A 17,409-nucleotide genomic window follows, 5' to 3' on the forward strand; every position below is an offset into this window, starting at 1 on the left:
ATCGGAAACCGAGGAACGGCTTAAAGTTCGTCACCACGCCGGGTGCTAGTTGGCAGCTCGATCCTTGACGGAGGCCGTATGGATGTTGGCATTGCCCAGCCACTCCTGATCAAGGGCACCAACGATCCTACTCCGCGGAATTACTCGGCAGCCGCAGGAATCCAGGCCAGCTGCCGAGTCACGTCCGTAGCTCGGGCGCCCTCCTAACGGAATCTCGGGCGTAGACTAACGATGGTTGGTTGAGCGCGAGCTGAGTCTCCGCGCGATGATCCGCCGTTCGACCGCATCGGGTCCTCGTCACGCCAGCGAGTCCGCCTTCCAGGAAGAGTCTCCGGTTGGCATTCCGCAGTGTCGTGTGGCGGCATTTTTCAAAACGTTCTTCATGGTGCCGTCATCCACATCGAATGGGAGATTCGCACCGAGCAGCGCAGCCCGGCCCTCCGTACAAGGCGCCAGGGGCCATTCCCGCCAAGATCAGTCTCATGCCGTGGTTCCACCAGACGCTCGATGTCGTGTGACTCATGAACGGACTCCGGTTCGTTCGCGTAGTTCGCGACAGGGCTTGAGATGCGGCTGTTGCCACCTGTTGGGTCGTAATCCAAAATGCGGAATCGGCGGCCGCGCACGACGCGTCACTGGACTGTCCGACCGAGGACGGGGACAACATCCAAATGCGCGCCCGCTTCGTTGCGTTTTCATCCGCGTGCCGCCGGTTGCGCTCGGCGGCACGCGGATTTGCGGAACCGTGGCCGAAGAACTCGCCACCATGAACAACGCGCACCCCGTTAGGACGGGCGCCAGCTGTGCGTGTGACGCTCTATTTCGTAGTAATCGAGACAGGCGCGCTCCGCAACCTAAACCAAATGTACGCGGGCGAGTGCCGTAAACTGGGTCAGCTTGGGCATGAACTCGGTTTCACGCCCGCCGATCGTTGCTTCCTGGTTCGCCGCTCGTCGCACCGTGCTGTCTCCCGTTGCGCGGCTCTCAGACAAGGTCGGCGCGCACTGACAGTCAAGGGGTCACGGCCGGAAGGCCTCGTAGACCGCGTAGCTGTCGAGGTACTCGCGAAACCTGACAATTTTGTCGCCTTCGAACGCGAAGAACCAGTGGTACCGGTTTACGTAAGGCCGACCCTGGGCCGTGACCGTGTCGCAGGTGCCCTGCATCGAACCGCCGGCACCCTCGGAGAGGGCTTCACCGCAGGAATAATGAAAGCCATCGGGGAACATCGTGCCCAGAATACCCGGTAGCACCTCGAGGAATTGCTCGCGGTCCAGCGGCTGCGACTCGCCTGATGCACTACTGACCGTCTCGAACCGGAAATCCGGAGCGACCATGGCCGCCAATTCGTCAGTCGCGTTCCGGTCGAGCGCCGCGATGAATTCGCGCATCAGTGCCTTCTGCTGATCTGGATTCATGATCGTCCTCTCAATGAATGCTTGATAACTACTTGCGGACTGAACCTATCGCAAGAAAATGGTGTTCGGGTATAGTATTACAAACAAGTGTTTGGCAGATTATAAGCTGCACCCTCGGCTGAAGATGTGCAGCTCAACGAAGTTGACAGGCCATCGGACTTCGTGGGGCTATCGGGTAAGAATTGGGGGCCGCTTCGGCCTTGCGAGCGAGGTCCAACTCGTAGTTAACCGGGCGCATGAAAATTCACAATAATCCGTACGCTTGGTTGAATACACTTGAAGTGGCACAATGGGGACAGACCCGTGAAACGTGGGTAGCACGTTCGCCAGGCAGATCGTATTGGAACTCACAGAAAAGGACGCCCCATGAGCAACTCGACCGACTCACCTCGCCAGGAAGTGCAGTTCCCGCCGAGGCTGACGATCGAGCGAGACGCTCATGATCGAGTCGCGCCCTCGGCGAATCTTCTTCACGCACGCGAGAGCGGCGAATGGCCGATCTTCCAGTTCTTCGACCCCATGGTCGGCGGTACCGGAGTGAAGGATGCTAAGGCGATTACGCGGTACTCGGAGGCGAGAGAAGTTCTGCGAGCGTCTGGTACTCGTCTGGGTATTGTGGTCGATGCCGAGGAAGAGTCATTGGCCATGCCAGGGATGCTCCTCGTCGGCGAAGGCGAAGGGCATCGGCGAGCCAAGTCCGTGCTGGTGCGGCATCTCAACCCGAAGCGTGTCCAGGAGCTACGTCCCGAGCTCGAGCGCATCGTTGACACCCTTCTCGACAAACTCGAAGCCACGAGCCGTCCGGTCGACCTCGTCGCCGAGTACACTTCCCAGCTACCTGCACTGATGATTTCGCACTTGCTCGGCATCCCGTACGAAGAGGCCAGCCAGATCGACCAGTGGACCCGTCATCAGTCCGATCAGACGATCAGCGCCGAACAGGTGCAGACCGCGATCACAGAGCTGAAGGCGTACACGGCTGAAAAGGTGACACGCGCTCGAGAGATGCCGGGGGGCGATCTGCTGAGCGCGCTCGTACATGATCACACTGACGTCCTCAGCGATGCCGAGTCCGTCGGGCTGGTGTTCAGCATCATCACGGCTTCACTTGACACCACGTCGAGATTCAGCACGCTCGTCATCCTGACGTTGCTCCGCAACGCCGAGCAGCGGGCTATCGTGCAAGAGACTGGCGGACTTACCGAGGCGAACATTGATGAGCTTATCCGCTACCTTTCGCCCGCGCCGTCGGCGCAATGGCGCTATATCACCGAGGATCTGGTCATCGGCGAACGCTCGCTCAAGGCCGGAGAACGTGTATCGGTGTCGTTGCTTGCCGCGAACTGGGATCCGGATCTGGTCGGCGACCACCCGGAGCTGGACCTCCGACGCAGGCCTACTCCGCACGTCGCGTTCGGGTACGGGATGCACCAATGCCCGGGGCAGCACCTGGCTCGTCTCGAGGTCAGCATCCTGGTGAGCAGACTCTTCGAGCGCTTCCCCGGCCTTCGTCTCTCCGCGCCGGCCGATGACCTCACCTGGCTAGAGAGCGACCTGATCTACGCGACGACGACGCTCCCCGTCACCTGGTAGGACTGGACCGCGCCGCGGCCGTCCGCTTCGCCCCATAGGGCGTCCGGGGCGGTTGCGACCTGAGTGCACTTAATCGTCGTGCGCGAGACTGCTATGCCCGTCACAGAAGTTGTTGATGGGACCCAGTCGTCAATCGCTTGCCGATACCGGTTGAAGATCGTGATCCCTCTAACCGATTCCGTTGCAGGGCACGCCGATCAGCGGCTAGGCCTGGGTCGCGCCTCGGCGGGTAGTCGCAGGAGCTCCCTTGCCGGGTTTAGCTGACGTGCCTCGCTACGAAGGATCCCGATTTGTGAGCCTAAGGCGAGCAGGTCACTCGCGCGAATCTGAGCTCCTTCGTGGCCGCCGATACGTTCTGCCGCGCGGCCAGAGCCGGACTCGGTTTCCTCTGGCTATCGGCGAAATTCCCCAGTCTTGTCTATGGAGCGTCCCCATGTCGCGGGGGCAGGTATCGCAGGTTGGTGCCGCTGGGACGCGGAGGATTTCGCCCCAGGCTCCGGTCGTTCTGCGGACGCGCGAACGCCTTGACCGTGGATGGTGATTGCTCTGGGGTGAGCTTGTCGGGAAGGTTCCCCACCAGCGCTGCGCGGCTGTGTGGTCGTTGTTCTCCACGACCCCTTGGCAATTTCCCTCCGCGCGGAAGACAGACGACGGTCACGGCGCGGAATTTCGCGAACGCCGCGAATATTGGCGTCAGATCCGACGTGCCGAGCGTTGCCGCGACCTCGCAGCCGATGAAACCCGCCCGAAGATGACCAGCTTTGCGCCGGCGCGCATCGCCTTGCTGAGCCTGTCGTCGTCTGCCAGCGGGTGCAGCTCCTGACCGCGTCATCAAGAACCGTCGATTCCACCGCCCTGCGAGGTTTGCTCTTCAGGATTCAGGGTTCCCCTGCCGCGCCCCGATCGGGACATAGTTAAGGGCTCGTAGCCATTGGGGCAAGGTGCTATGCCGACGTTGAGATCGTCTTGCGCTCGTCGCTCAGCCATCGCTTGAAACGCGCTGCTCGTTCCTTCATCCCGATCAGGACAACGCCTACTGCTGAACCATCTCGTCGGTAGGCCACGGCGCATTCTCCGGAAAGTTCACCATCGAGAATCTCGATTTCGTCAGCAAGCCCAGGCATTCCGTATGAGGTCAGCCGCACTTCGCCTTGATCAGACCAGAACCAAGGCATAAGGGCGACTGGCGGTGGAGTGTCTTTGGTGACTCCAAGATCGTAGAGAAGTGTTCGCGCCGCGAACCCGGCGGTGTCGATGGCTGTCTGCCAGTGCTCGATGCGAAGTGGAGGGGCGTTGAAGACCGGATTTGCGAAGCGCGCTGCATCGCCGACGGCAACGACACCCCGCCTGCCTCCTGCACGCAGTTGAGAATCGCAGAGAATTCCGTTTGTGAGATCGAGGCCGTTTCCGTCGAGCCAACCAGCGTTGGGTACGGATCCGATCGTTTCAAGGAGAATGTCGGCCGGCAGCCGTTTTCCGTCGTTGAGTTGCACACCGTTCACACGCACGTTGCCCTCGGTCGCGGTAACCGTCCGCGCCATGTGGAAGCGGATACCCATCGCCTCGTGCCGGCGCTGAACTTCGGCGCCTACCAATTCTCCCAAAGGGACGAACATCGCGCAGGGGTCCATCGCGACCACGTCTACCTCACAGCCGAGTTTGCGGGCGGTGGCCGCAACCTCACACCCGATGAAGCCTGCTCCCAAGATGACGATGTGTGCGCCCGGGACCAGTGCTGCCCGGAGGGCCGTGGCCTCTTCGAGCGTGCGGAGCACGGTGCGTCCCTGCACGGGGCCGGGCGCTGACAGGCGTCGCGATGAGACTCCAGTCGCGGCGACGAGGCCGCGGAAGACTAACTCAGCACCGGATCCGAGGGAGAGGACGCGCGCATCGAGGTCGGCCCTCACTACAGGGGATCCAAGTAGCCACTCGACATCGGCCACACCGTCGCTCAACGCGAACGCCAAGTCGTCACGCTCCATCGTTCCCCAGAGCAGTTCCTTCGAGAGCGGCGGCCGGTTATATGGCATCTCCTGCTCGTCAGAAGCAACCACTATGCGGTCGGTCCACCCTCCAGCGCGGAGATTCTCGGCCGTTCGGAGACCGGCGAGGGCCCCTCCGGCGATGACAATGGTCATGGCTTACCTACTAAGACGACGATGAACATCACACTGTCTAGCGCTCCGACTTGAACCGGAGGGGAATGGACTTCAACACCAAACACTAGGTCTCCTATCTACGCACATGAGCGGCGTGGGGTGACATGAGGTCGTTTCGCCCGTTCGATTAACATCAATGAGCCGTGGTTTCTGACGCTTGCAAGATAGCATCTCCACACCAATCAAACAACTGTATGTTTGTAACGCTCATCGATATCGCCAAGTCAACATCGACTAGCTTGGCGGCGAGTCTGGCATCCTGTAGGCTCGCGTCAGAGTCTTAGGCCCTGCGCGGCGCAACGCTTCTTTCAAATTTCGGGAGCGGAGATCTACGCGGCTCCTTGGCGGCCAGAGTGGCACGAAGTCATCTATTGACTACCGGACGGTTGGTTGGTTGAATGGTGGTATAGCCAGTCCTCACTTTGTGGACGCTGGCCGTCAACCGTGGAAAGGTGGCGATGTGAATTCGATCGCTTGTCTGTGGGGCATCAAAGCGAGCTTCATGCGGTACCTCGCCATGCAGCACGGCACGCAAGCCTCTATTGGCGGCGGAGCTGCTGCGACGGCTAAGAATGAATTCTTGTTCCCAGCAGCACCCGGGGTCGGATTCCTACCAGCGGCCGGGCCTGGGGGTATGAGGTTTGAGGGCGACGTCCATTTCATTGCGCATGGCGGTTTACTCAACGTTGTTTTGGCGGACCCGTGGATTCAACGCGTAGGGGATCAGATACTGCTGAGTTTCATCACAGGGGAATACTCGGGGTCTTCAGTGACCCCCACGGTTCTCGCCGAACTCGTCGAGCGCCAGAGTGCCGAGGACGACGGATCAGTTACATTTGATGCGACCTTGGCGTCCTCTGGGATCCATGTTTTCGGCGGCGTATACGCCGCGGGAGAGCCTCTTGATCCGATCCGAATCGTGCACAATCCAAATACCCACACCTAGAGCAAAGAAGAACTAACGATGGCCCAGACCACTAAGGACATTCGCATAATCTTTGGATCCGAATCGGGGGGTGGCGAACTCACCGCAGAAGATATCGCGGAGTCCCTCCCCCAGGGTTTCCATGCGCGGGTTGAAAGTATGGCTGACGTGGACGTCTCAACGTTAACTGACGGGGCCTTCCTCTTTGTCATTTGCTCAACGTACGGGGAGGGCGAACTCCCTATGGGCGCCCAGCCGTTCCACGAAGCCCTGACATCCGCTCGGCCTGATCTGACGGGCTTGCGATACGCCGTCTTAGGCCGAGGCGACAAGTCCTACCTCAAGACATTTGCGCAAGGCAGCGCAATCATCGATAGCATGCTCACGGAGTTGGGCGCAGAACGCCTCGGTGAGATCTGCCACCACGACGCGAGCGACTGGAGCATCGGCGACGAGTTCGCCGTCGAATGGGCTGGCGGGATAATCGAGGGTCTCATTATGGAAAAAGTACCCTCCTGAAGGTCATTGTCAGTCATTCTGCAGGGGCTACCAACGTCCAATTCCCATGGAGGTTGTGACCAGTATGGCTGGCGCTCCGATTCAACCACGGATGGGACCTCCCCGCATCGCCGCCCAACTGCCCCGTCGGCATAATCCTAACGCCGTACCGGATGCCCCCGCTGGCATCCCTGCAGCCGAAGAAGACAGTCATACAAGCCTTTGAGGGCTCTTCGTGGTTGGTGTGGAATTGAGTCCGTGTCGTAGCTAAAAAAGGGGCCCGTGGTCCTGCTGGGATGAGCGTGTCTTAGCATTCAACCAGGGACAGGACCACGAGCCTTGAATGGGCCTATCGGGGTGGCGCCTGACGCTGCCACCAGAATCCTTCAACCTGCCCGACTACCGTGTCGTGTCCGCCAGTGTGCTGGCCGACCTGCGGTGTCGTGGCGTCCCGGGGGAAGGAACGGCGTCTCCAGCGGATCCGGGACATCCCTGTCGCCGGGGCTGTGGCGGCCCGTGGTGCAAGTACCGCTGGTACTGCGAGGAGCGGGCCTGCACGCGGCTTTCGTTCTTCGAATCCACCACCCAGGTCCCTCGCCGTGCCAGGTCCGCAGGCCGTGACCGGGAACACAGCCCACCGCCTGGCAGAGGTCTTCGCCGCCGACGACCCGACCGGCAAGCTCGAAGGACTCTGGAAGGTCAAGGAACAACTCCGCACGAGCTCCCTCGCCGACGCAGCCTCCGCGAAAGAAGACCTCAAAGCCCTTGCTTGAGGCCGCCGCACGCCGGAGACGAACAAGCACTACCGGACCATGTGCCGATGGTGGAAAGAGATTGAAGTTCTGATCGTCACCGGCGCCACCACCGGCAAGGTCGAGGCCAACAACACCGGGATCAAACGCACCGCGCGCGGCCGTCGTAACCCCGGCAACTACAAATCGGTTATTCTCATGAGAAATGCCGTCCGGACGGCGGCATGACACCCATCCGGGAATCATTTCCCCCACGAACAGTGAAGAGCCCCTCTGGGGCCAGCGCCGCGGGGACAAAGGCACAATGGACGAAAACAGAGCCATTTGACTGGCCAACACGGCGTTTCACCCGAGCCGCTGACGTATTGGCCCAGGCGCCTGGCCGGGTCGAGAACCCCACATCGGATCATTGAGGCTATCGACGAGGTCGTCGAAGAGACCGGAATCCTGAAGGGAAAACGGTCGCATTGCGGTGGATTCGGCGGTCCTCCCGCACGTTTGCCCTCGACACTAAATCCAGTCGACCCGGACCGGGATGAAGGTTCATGCTCATCTAGTCAAAAGACAAGCCCGCACGGCGTGGCCTACGTGCCTAGGACGGCGCTGAACAATTTGAGTGGTTTAAGGCGCGCCCGCTGGATTTGCCGGGCTGGTCGTTAAGACTGGTTGGACGCAAGGAATTGAGGACGGCCAGCGCGGGTTTTTGGATGTGGAGGCACTGGCCGGGGAGTTGTTGGCCCCGGGCAGTGCCTTCGCTTTTTTGGCTCAAACACCGGGGCCTGTTGTTTCCGGATTCGATGATGGAGGACCTTTTCACGTCCTCGAGGGGCCGTCCGTCGATCCCGGCGTCGGTGATCGGTTCGGTGCTGGTCCTCCAGGCCTTGGAGGGGCTCTCGGACCGGGGAACGGCCGAGGCATTGACCTTTGATCTGCTGTGGAAAGCGGCCTGCGGGTACGGGCTCAACGAAGCCGCGTTCCACCCGTCCACGTTGACCTATTGGCGCAAGCGGCTGGCCGGCAGCGATCGTCCGCACCGGATCACCGAAGCCGTCTTCGAGGTCATCACGGCGACCGGGGTGTTGAATGTGGCCGGCACCGCCGGGCCATGGATTCCACGGTCCTCGATGATGCCGTGGCCCGGCAGGACACCATCACGCAGCTGATCGCCGGGATCCGCCGATTCGGCCGGGACGTCCCGGACGGGGCGAGCCTGCTCGCGGTCCACGCGTGCCGCTATGACTACGCCAGGGTCGGGAAACCCGAGATTGCCTGGGACGACAGGGAGGCAAGGAACGCGCTGGTTTCCGCCCTGGTCACGGACGCGCTGGCCCTGCTGGACGCCGTGGACCCGGAAGGTTTGGCGGGCAGGGCCCATGAGGCGTATTCTTTGCTGGCACTGGTTGCCGGGCAGGACGTGGAACCGGCCGAAGGATCCGTCGGCACGGACGGGCGCTGGCAGATCGCCCGGAGGGTCGCCAAGGACCGGATCATTTCCATCGTGGACCCGGAAGCCCGGCACGCACACAAGTCGCGCTCCGCGCTCCGCGATAGGTACAGGGCCCACATTGTGGGGGAACCCGAAACCGGGCTGATCACCAACGCCGCCATCACGAAGGCAGCCGGCGATGGCTCGACCGATGCCCAGGCCGGCCAGGAGCTGCTTGCCGGCGACCCGTCCATGGAGCAGGGTGCCGCATACCAGGTCCTGGGCGACTCGGCCTACGGGTCAGGGGACATGCTCGAACATCTCGAAGAGGCCGGGCACCGGGCCCTCGTGAAACTCAAACCGCTGCGCCCCACCGTTGCCGGCGGATACACCCTCGATGACTTAGCCCACGACCCCGAGACAGGGACGATGACGTGCCCGAACGGGCTGGTCCGCAAGATCAGCCCCAAAGGCAACGTGAACTTCGGGGCCGGCTGCAACGACTGCCCACTGCGCGCGGCCTGCACCACAGCCAAGAAGGGCCGCAAACTCGTCATCACCGTCCACCACGGCCGCCAGCGCGCCCACCGGGCCGCAGCGAAGGAACCCGGCTTCCAGCAGGACTACCGGCAATACCGGCCCTTGATCGAACGATCCATAGCCTGGCTCGTCGCCGGAGGCAACAAGCGCCTGCGCTACCGCGGCACCGTGAAGAACCACGCCTGGATCCAGTCCCGCGTTGCCGGACTGAACCTCAAACGACTCCTGAAACTTGGCCTCACCCACCAAAACGGGCATGGAAATGGCCTGAACCGGCCAGCGCGGCGCAGCGCCACCGGTACCCGCAGCCCTGTCCGCTGCACCGTTCCAACGGCCTCCCCGCGGCCGGAAAAACGGGCGGAAACCCGACCCTTCGGACGCCCACCGAAACGACCGAGGGGCCGATCCAGGCACCATCCCCCCAAACCGGCCCCTCAAACAGTGCTTAGTTCAGCGCAGTCCTAGGATGTCGGTGGGCAGTGAGTGATTGAAACGCGGCACTATGCCCGGTACCTGGACATGGAGGGGATGACTGGCGGGGTGGGAAATTCAACGACACGCTCCACGTCCCGACTGCAGGGCCTGTTCGGCTCGAATCGTGTCGGCGACGGTCGAAAACTGAGCCATTGGGACGGCGGCGAAATGGCTCCCTTTTCGACCAGCGCCGACAAATCGTTCCAAAATGGTTGTCGGCATCATCATCACAGAATCATCTCGGTTTCCTGTCCAACAAACGGGAGGCACTCCCCCATCGGACACATCGAAAACCAACAATCCTGTGGTTTACTCAAGGACGTCGCAAGAGGCGACAGGTGTCGCGGCCGTAACGTCAGAGAACACCAATCTAAACAATTCGAGCAGAGGCACGGACAGCCCGCAGAAAATCAAGACCGCCCTCAAATGACACGTCGGGCTCCGTTGGAACACTTAGCCGGGTGACGAGCAACATACACATTGATCCTAGGCCGCTCGTGTCGCCAAGCTCTTGAGTTCGATGGTGGTATCGGCAAGTTCCTCCGGGGTCGCTGGCGTGCCCTGCTCCACCAGAAGCTTGCCCTGGGCGAAGTCCGCGATTGAATTGACGCAGTCGAGAGCGATGACCCGACCGCTGCGAAGGTAGACGATGCTGAACTTTGATGCTCCCGGCTCGCCGCGAACTATTGCCTCATCGTGCCCGGCCTGTAGACCCACCGTCTGCAGCCTGGTGTCAAATTGGTGTGACCAGAACCAGGGTGGGGCCTTGACGTCGTTCGGCAGCGAAAGGATCACGCTCGCCACGACCTTACCGTGCTCGACGGCGTTGGGCACCGATTCTAGACGGACGCGCGCCCCGCCGGAGAACGAACTCTTGAAGTTGGCACAATCCCCGACAGCGAAGATGTCGGGGGCCGAGGTTCGGCATTCCCCATCTACCTCGACACCGTTAGAGCAAACGACGCCAGCCGCGGCAAGCGGTTCGACGTTGGGAATGAGGCCGACGCCTACGATGACCAAGTCAGCAGGCAAAATTTCACCGCTACTCAGCTGCACTCCGACTACATGGTCGTTCTCGCCTAAAATATGTTCCACGCCCGAACTAAGCAGTATGGTGGTGCCGGCAGCCCGGTGGAGGTCGGAATAGAAGTCGGAGACCGCGGGGCACGTCACACGGGCCAGTAGACGTTCCTGTACTTCGATCACTGTCACGGTGACACCTCGCTGAGCGAGTGCTGCCGCCGCTTCCAGTCCGATATAGCCTCCGCCGATAATCACCGCGTACCGTGCATCCACGAGGCTCACACGCAGCCGCTCGGCGTCGGCGTGGTTGCGCAAGCTGAAGACTCCGGAATGGTTCGCTCCCGGGACTGCGAGTGTGCGAGCCCGGCCGCCGGCGGCCCATACGAGGTGTGAGTAGCCGATCCGTAGACCGTTCTCGGTCAAGACCTCATGCGCATCGACATCGACAGATTCAACCGTGATCCCTGAGATCATCTCGATTGAATTCTTTGTCCAGTATTCGGCGGACCGGAAGCGGAACTCGCCGACTTCGGCATCGCCACGTAGGTATGCTTTGGAAAGCGGGGGCCGCTGGTACGGCAACTCATTCTCGTCGCCCACGATTGCGATAGAACCTTCGAATCCACCTTGGCGAAGAGACATTGCGGTCTGCACTCCCGCCTGCCCGGCGCCGACGATAAGCACATCGTAGGACTGAGCGCTCTCAACAGGAGAATCCCCGCTCATTGGTGATCGGAAATCCGTGCGGTGAACCCATGCATGTCGTGCTGGACGCGGATCTGGCAGGCGAGTCGACTCTCGGGCCGCACGCCGTCCATCATCGAAAGCAGCTCCCGCTCGCCCTCCGATTCAGGTTCGACCCGGTCGGACCATTCGTCGGACACGTAGACGTGGCACGTGCCGCAGGTGAGCTCCCCCCCACATTCGCCAACGATTCCCGGAATATCGTGCTGCAAGGCAACTCGCATTAGGGACTCACCATCGGGGGCGTCCACTGTGTGTCTAGTGTCATCGGTTGACACATAGGTGATCTGCGTCATGGTTCTGTCCTCTTCGTTTAGTCCTAGCGACATCTGTCCGCGGAAAGCTGAGGATATTCCTCGTATGCCGTGATGAACCGCAGTAATGAGATAGCTATAGTCTACCATTCATTTGGTTGATTAGAGGCTGAGAATCGCGCCAGGACCAAGGATTTGTACTTTTGAATGCACGAAGATCAGACCTGCCAGAGCCCTTGCTGGACCTTGTCTTATGAAGAGTGGGCCAGCCCAGGTACCCAACGCTGAGCAGGTAGCTGACCGAGATTACGGTGACGAGCAGGCCTGACGGCACCGACACGAGGGCGAGGGAGGGACTTGAGACTACTGCCGTGATTCGCACTGTCAAACCTTTACAGGCAGGCGCAACAGCGGCGCGGATCCGGCTGCTCCGCGCCGCTGTTGGTCTATATTGACTGCCCAAGTATGGACAGAGGTGCACCCTTAGCCGGCGCTCCCATCCACGGCAGGCACGCCCGACATTGCGCGCAGCGAGTCTCGGATGTCCGTGGCCAGGAATTCTGGCTGTTCCAACGCCGGGAAGTGCCCGCCTTTCGCCTGCGGCGTCCAGCGCACGACGTTGTAGTGGTGTTCCGCAACCCGTCTCGTCGCGCGATAGAGCTCGTGCGGGAAGATCGCGACTGCTACTGGTGCCTCCACCCGCTTTGCTGAGGGACCCATCATCCCCGCGACAGCAGTTTCGAAATAGAGGCGGCCGGACGATCCGCCAGTTGCGGTCACCCAGTACGTCATGATGTTAGCCAGGATCTCGTCTTTGCTGAGCACTGTTTCGAGGTCCCCGCCGTTGTCGGTCCAAGTATTGAGCTTCTCGACGATCCATGCCGCGAGTCCGACCGGAGAGTCTACGAGTGAGTAAGCTATCGTCTGCGGCTTGCTCGCCTGCAGGGCCAAGTAGCCCGTTTCCACCATGTTGTAGACGGCTTGATCGTCAGCGAGCTGTGCCTCTTCTGGCGTAGGGTCGCCATCCTCCGGCCGGAGTCCACCCGTCACGAGGAACGTGACGTGCAGACCCGAAACCCGGTCTGGATGGCGAAGTGCTAACTGCCCCGCGAGTACGGAACCGAAGTCGCCGCCGTGCGCGAAGAAGTAGTCGTAGCCGAGTCCAGTCATGAGTTCAGCGAACGCGTCAGCGATCCGGCCGGGATGCCAACCTGCGTCATTCGTCGGCCCGCTGAAGGCGAATCCCGGAAGCGAGGGGATAACGAGGTCAAATGCATCCTCATCGCGCCCACCGTGAGCTGCCGGGTTGCTTAGAGGTCCTATCACCTTGAGGAACTCCAGAGGAGAACTCGGCCAACCGTGCAGCAGTAGCAACGGTTTGGCATCAGGTACAGGTGACTTCACATGGATGAAATGCATCCGCTGTCCGTCGATCATCGTGGTGAACTGCGGAAATTTGTTAAAACGGACCTCAAAGGATCGCCAGTCGAATTGGTCCTTCCAATAAGCGATGAGTTCCTGAAGGTAGCCGAGATCCGTGCCGTAGGTCCAGCCGGTGCCCGGGATCGCATCAGGCCATCGGGTGCTTGCGAGACGCCGGTCAAGATCGGTCAGGACCTCGTCGGATACTTTGACACTAAAAGGTGTGAACTCCATCATCACTGTCCCATCTCAAGCGTTCGTCGGAACATCAGTGCGTCGAAGGTTTCCGAGCCGGTCCCAGTCCGCGAGCACACGGTCCCGGAGTTCTTCGTCACCCAACCATTCCGTTGACCGCACCATGTTGATTGTCTCCATGAACTTCAGCGAGATCGACTCGTCCTCAGTAGCAAGGGCAATCACGCGGTCAGCGTACTCGGATTCGGGCGATTTGACCGAATCCAGGGTCACGCCATCGATCTCCACCCCCGGAATGCCGTAGTCCGATGTAGTCGAGAACATCCAAGACGGCTCAATGACCTTTTGAAGATCGTTCTGGAAACGCTCGGCGAAGCCGTCCAAGCTGGCTTCGGGCGCGGCGTCCAAGAGGAAGTCCGTGAGGGAAGACTCCAGCGTCCGCGCGCTACGCGCCGCAACAGTCATACCCTGCCCATAGATGGGGTTGAAAGCTGCCGCTGCGTCACCGACAACTACAAAGTTCTCGGGACGCTCCTCGAGCTTTGACCAGTCGCGGAGGCGGTTCGAGGTGTTCTGCCAGGCCTCAATATCTGACACACGTCCGTACTGCTCAATCAGGTCTCTGAACTCTGTTGAACCAAAGCTGGAGATAAAGTCTAGGAAGCCGTCGACGTCGCTCGGCGGCAGGTCGCCGGCGCACCCCTGGGCCGTAACGACCATGAGATTATCCTCCTGCCGCCACATGGATGCGCCGCGCGTCGCCGCGTAGCCCTCGCCGTTGACCGTGGGTCCGACGTAGAAGGCAGACCAACCCGGGTCCCAGCCCTCGGGCACACGCACGTAGGTGGTGGCGTAGCCCCACCGCGCGTTGATCACCGTCTCGACTGGCTTTGCGTAACCGGCCGCTGCGAACCAGTCGGGTGCGATTGATGGACGCCCGCTCGCGTCCACAATCAAGTCGCCCCGGATGACACGGAGTTCCTTCGTGTCAAGGTCCTGAACTTCGACACCGACGGCCCGCCCGTCCTCGATAACGAGGCCCTTCGCGGGGGTGCGCTGCAAGTAGCTCACGTTCCCGAGTTTTCCAGCGCGGCCACGGAGATACCACTCCAGGTAGCGGCGGGTGCCCAGCAGGATACGCATATCGGAAGAGTGGCGCGGGAACCAGCCGAACTTCGACCCATACTGGAAGACCGCTGTCGGATCAGCATACGGGACGCCAGCAGCCGTCAGATCTTCGGTAAGACCAGGAAAAAGCTTCTCAAGGTCCAACCTGCCCCCAGCGCTAAGTATGTGGAACTGACCCGAGTGCGGCACCCCCCGTCGTTTCGTCGGTTCGGCCGGGAGCGTGTCGCGGTCGATAACGATCACCTTGGCGAACCTTGATGACAGAGCTGCCGCGGCGCTGGAGCCCGCGATGCTTGCACCGATGACGACGGCGGTGCCGAGCCCTCCGGTCGAGACATTCTGATCTGCGGTCATGAGTATCGGAATCCTTTCTTCTGCCGGGCGTCGTTGCCCGGCTTTTGTCGCGACGTCGCTCCGTCGCCTTCCACAGGCTCGGCCAACGTCACCTTATACTACCAAACGGCCGATCGTTTAGGGTCGACTCATTATTGATTTTTTTGAGTGCCGGAGGCCGGCGTTCCCTCGAGAGGTTCTGGGCGCCACGAGTCGAGAGCTGGGTGGCTGACGGCGTCGCGGCCTGCGACCGCTCGCTTGCGGGGCCACTGCGCCTTACGCCGTCGAGTTGGCTGCTGCAAGGGCAGCGCGATATCCGAACACCATCGCTGCGCCAATAGTGGCACCGGCGGCAGGGTAGGAGCCACCGAGCATGGACGCCGTGGCGTTGCCCACTGCGTAAAGCCCCGGGATGGTCGTGCCGTCTTCACGCAGCACCCTGCCATCGCTGTCTGTGATCGCGCCGCCCTTTGTTCCGAGGTCGCCGAGCCCGATTTTAATGGCGTAGAACGGCGCTGACTCAATCGCCCCTAGCGTCGGATTTGGTTTCTGGCGCGGATCACTGTAGTGGCGCTCGAATGCGCTGTAGCCGCGGTTGAAGTCCTCGTCAATCCCGGTCGTGGCAAAGCCGTTAAAGCGATCAACGGTAGTGCGGAGGGCACCGGGATCGAGCCCAATCTTTGTCGCAAGCTTCTCGACCGTGTCGGCCCGGATCAGGAAGCCGCCGTCGACCGCCGCCTGAGGAGTCACGCCCGGGGGCATGTATGCGAACGGGTATGAACGGCGGTGCTGACTGTCGATGATTAGCCAGGATGGCACGGCAGGAACCGTCTTGTTACGTTCTTCCATGGCGGCCCCGAACTCAAGGTAGCCGGTGGATTCACTCACGAAGCGCTGGGCAGTCGAATCTACGACGATCGAGTGGGGATGCGACCGTTCCCAGATATTGAACCGGGTGACGCCTTTGTCGTCGATCATCGTCGGCATCCACCAGGCAAGGTCCATCTGAGCAGTCGCCGCACCCAGCTCCGTCACCCACTGGTAGAAATCTCCGTCTGCACCTTCCGGAACGAGGCTCCAGCTCAGGTCAACGGGACCCTGCTGGAACTCCTGGCGCATGCTCGTGTTCCGCGAAAAGCCTCCCGACGCAATCAGAACCCCATGGTTGGCCGCGATCCGCACCCGCCTGCCGTTACGCTCCGCCACAACGCCGACGACCTTCCCGCCTTCGACGATCAGCTCAAGCACGGGGCTCGATGGCCAGATCTGAACTCCACGGTCCAAGGTGATCTTCAGCAGCTGACCGATCAGCGACTGTCCCACTGCAGCAGTGTGCCTGCCGATAATCTTCTGAACGAATGACCGAAGGCCCACCTTTCCTGCGGTATAAAAACCACGGATTGTTCGCCGGATCATCAGAAAGTCCCTAGCTTCCGTGTTGTAGAGTACGAGCCCCGGCATGCCTTGGGCTCCACGGACACGCTGCTCCCAAGGGCCAAGCGCCCTCATGTCAAAACTATCGACTTCCAGAGAGCGCCCCTTGACATCACCCTTCGGCAACGAAGAGTAATACTCGGGATACGGAATCATGACACGCCACTGCATGCCCTCGGCTTCGAGGAACTGGACCATCTCCGGACCGCTGTCGATGAAGGCCAACCGAAGGTCCATACTGGTCGCCGGCGTTTCCGGCCCGACAGCAGCATTGATGTAGGTAAGCGCATCCTGACGACTGTCGCCCTGCCCGGCCCTGTGCATCAGGTGGTTATTCGGGATCCATACTGCACCCCCTGAAATGGCCGAAGTGCCGCCGACTTTGTCTGTCTTTTCCAGAATCAGGGTCTTTAAACCCTGCTTACGAGCGGCAATCGCTGCTGCTAGGGCACCCGCCCCAGAGCCAATCACCACGAAATCAAAGTTTGCGTCGAACACAATGTCTCCTCTCTGAGACTGCCAATACCATACGCCGTAATTCGATTGAATCGCCTCAGCAGCGACATGGAGGATTCATCTACCAACTGTATGGTAGATTCCGGTTGCAGTCGAGCGCAACCACGAATGCCAGATTCGTCTGATAGGCCACCAGCGAGCCCGCTGCCCATTGACGAAGCGAATCGCATTCAGGCGAAGCTGCCCGTGTCGAACCAGCGCTCGAATGAGATCCGCTGGCTATCGGCGACATATTCGATCCGCGCCCCGAGCATGCTGCTCGAGCGGGCATAGATAATGGATACGGAACCGTCCGCCTCGCGGAAGACCGCGTCGACCGGATCGCCGGCTTCCTCCAACGCGCGAAGGCGCGCCGTAGGATCCGGTTCCCAGATTCCCAGATGATGCAATCCTAGGAATTTCTCCCCATAGATGCCCACGCCATTACTCTCGATAACCTCCAGCCTGAAGGGGGAGTCGCGAGTGTAAGCAATTCGTAGGTCCATCGGGCCTCGCGATCCGCTTATCCGGTCCTCCATATCCTGGGCTCTTACCTGAGTAGGTTCGTTGAACTGATATCCGAGACGTTCCTCAAG

At 60.9% G+C, this 17,409-nt stretch carries 12 protein-coding genes and 2 pseudogenes; 6 read left to right on the plus strand and 8 right to left on the minus strand.

The window, feature by feature from the left end; genetic code table 11:
• Nucleotides 1-1,019: 1,019 nt before the first annotated feature.
• Entirely contained in the window at nt 1,020-1,418 is a 399-nt protein-coding gene (locus EYS21_RS22525) for a nuclear transport factor 2 family protein (protein ID WP_131135469.1), read from the minus strand.
• A gap of 366 nt (nt 1,419-1,784) precedes the next feature.
• Here EYS21_RS22525 and EYS21_RS22530 point away from each other — a divergent pair, with 366 nt between their 5' ends.
• On the plus strand, nt 1,785-3,011 hold the full coding sequence (locus EYS21_RS22530) for a cytochrome P450 (protein WP_131135470.1): 1,227 nt from the start codon (nt 1,785-1,787) through the stop codon (nt 3,009-3,011).
• A 944-nt stretch (nt 3,012-3,955) separates the two neighbouring features.
• Here the strand turns inward: EYS21_RS22530 and EYS21_RS22535 are convergent.
• Nucleotides 3,956-5,149: an FAD-dependent oxidoreductase gene (locus EYS21_RS22535; protein ID WP_131135471.1), complete on the minus strand. Its 1,194-nt coding sequence runs from the start codon at nt 5,147-5,149 to the stop codon at nt 3,956-3,958.
• Nucleotides 5,150-5,630: 481 nt separating this feature from the next.
• Here EYS21_RS22535 and EYS21_RS22540 point away from each other — a divergent pair, with 481 nt between their 5' ends.
• The 5 genes and pseudogenes from EYS21_RS22540 to EYS21_RS22555 all read left to right on the plus strand — a co-directional run.
• Nucleotides 5,631-6,116 carry an HtaA domain-containing protein gene (locus EYS21_RS22540; RefSeq protein ID WP_131135472.1) on the plus strand — a complete coding sequence of 162 codons (486 nt, stop codon included), beginning with the start codon at nt 5,631-5,633 and terminating at the stop codon, nt 6,114-6,116.
• Between the two features lie 18 nt (nt 6,117-6,134).
• Nucleotides 6,135-6,614 (plus strand): flavodoxin domain-containing protein, encoded by a 480-nt coding sequence (locus EYS21_RS22545; RefSeq protein WP_131135473.1) that lies wholly within the window; start codon nt 6,135-6,137, stop codon nt 6,612-6,614.
• 596 nt (nt 6,615-7,210) lie between these two features.
• Nucleotides 7,211-7,366 (plus strand): hypothetical protein, encoded by a 156-nt coding sequence (locus tag EYS21_RS23510; RefSeq protein WP_165478385.1) that lies wholly within the window; start codon nt 7,211-7,213, stop codon nt 7,364-7,366.
• Nucleotides 7,367-7,387: 21 nt separating this feature from the next.
• A pseudogene (locus tag EYS21_RS22550) lies at nt 7,388-7,573 on the plus strand (transposase); the annotation flags it as partial.
• A 421-nt stretch (nt 7,574-7,994) separates the two neighbouring features.
• Nucleotides 7,995-9,557 (plus strand): annotated as a pseudogene (locus EYS21_RS22555) (IS1182 family transposase); the annotation flags it as partial.
• Nucleotides 9,558-10,271: 714 nt separating this feature from the next.
• On the opposite strand, the gene EYS21_RS22560 reads toward EYS21_RS22555, so the two are convergent.
• The 6 genes from EYS21_RS22560 to EYS21_RS23515 all read right to left on the minus strand — a co-directional run.
• Entirely contained in the window at nt 10,272-11,534 is a 1,263-nt protein-coding gene (locus EYS21_RS22560) for an FAD-dependent oxidoreductase (RefSeq protein ID WP_131135475.1), read from the minus strand.
• Nucleotides 11,531-11,848 carry a 2Fe-2S iron-sulfur cluster-binding protein gene (locus EYS21_RS22565; RefSeq protein ID WP_131135476.1) on the minus strand — a complete coding sequence of 106 codons (318 nt, stop codon included), beginning with the start codon at nt 11,846-11,848 and terminating at the stop codon, nt 11,531-11,533. Before EYS21_RS22565 ends, EYS21_RS22560 begins: the two co-directional genes overlap by 4 nt.
• A gap of 441 nt (nt 11,849-12,289) precedes the next feature.
• The gene (locus EYS21_RS22570) at nt 12,290-13,465 is read right to left on the minus strand and encodes an epoxide hydrolase family protein (protein ID WP_131135477.1); all 1,176 of its coding nucleotides are present in this window, start codon (nt 13,463-13,465) and stop codon (nt 12,290-12,292) included.
• Between the two features lie 12 nt (nt 13,466-13,477).
• Nucleotides 13,478-14,905 (minus strand): FAD-dependent monooxygenase, encoded by a 1,428-nt coding sequence (locus tag EYS21_RS22575; RefSeq protein ID WP_131135478.1) that lies wholly within the window; start codon nt 14,903-14,905, stop codon nt 13,478-13,480.
• Between the two features lie 255 nt (nt 14,906-15,160).
• A complete protein-coding gene (locus EYS21_RS22580; protein ID WP_165478386.1) occupies nt 15,161-16,816 on the minus strand; it encodes an FAD-binding protein in 1,656 nt (551 codons plus the stop codon).
• Nucleotides 16,817-17,004: 188 nt separating this feature from the next.
• On the minus strand, nt 17,005-17,409 hold a 405-nt coding region (locus EYS21_RS23515), incomplete at its 5' end, for a VOC family protein (RefSeq protein ID WP_165478387.1).

This window comes from Arthrobacter sp. S39 (assembly GCF_004320525.1).
Lineage (GTDB): Bacteria > Actinomycetota > Actinomycetes > Actinomycetales > Micrococcaceae > Arthrobacter.

Bases quoted from the DNA above. Each gene is read 5' to 3' on its own strand.
- EYS21_RS22525 (WP_131135469.1), bottom strand. From the start codon at position 1,418: ATGAATCCAGATCAGCAGAAGGCACTGATGCGCGAATTCATCGCGGCG.
- EYS21_RS22530 (WP_131135470.1), top strand. From the start codon at position 1,785: ATGAGCAACTCGACCGACTCACCTCGCCAGGAAGTGCAGTTCCCGCCG.
- EYS21_RS22535 (WP_131135471.1), bottom strand. From the start codon at position 5,149: ATGACCATTGTCATCGCCGGAGGGGCCCTCGCCGGTCTCCGAACGGCC.
- EYS21_RS22545 (WP_131135473.1), top strand. From the start codon at position 6,135: ATGGCCCAGACCACTAAGGACATTCGCATAATCTTTGGATCCGAATCG.
- EYS21_RS22560 (WP_131135475.1), bottom strand. From the start codon at position 11,534: ATGAGCGGGGATTCTCCTGTTGAGAGCGCTCAGTCCTACGATGTGCTT.
- EYS21_RS22565 (WP_131135476.1), bottom strand. From the start codon at position 11,848: ATGACGCAGATCACCTATGTGTCAACCGATGACACTAGACACACAGTG.
- EYS21_RS22570 (WP_131135477.1), bottom strand. From the start codon at position 13,465: ATGATGGAGTTCACACCTTTTAGTGTCAAAGTATCCGACGAGGTCCTG.
- EYS21_RS22575 (WP_131135478.1), bottom strand. From the start codon at position 14,905: ATGACCGCAGATCAGAATGTCTCGACCGGAGGGCTCGGCACCGCCGTC.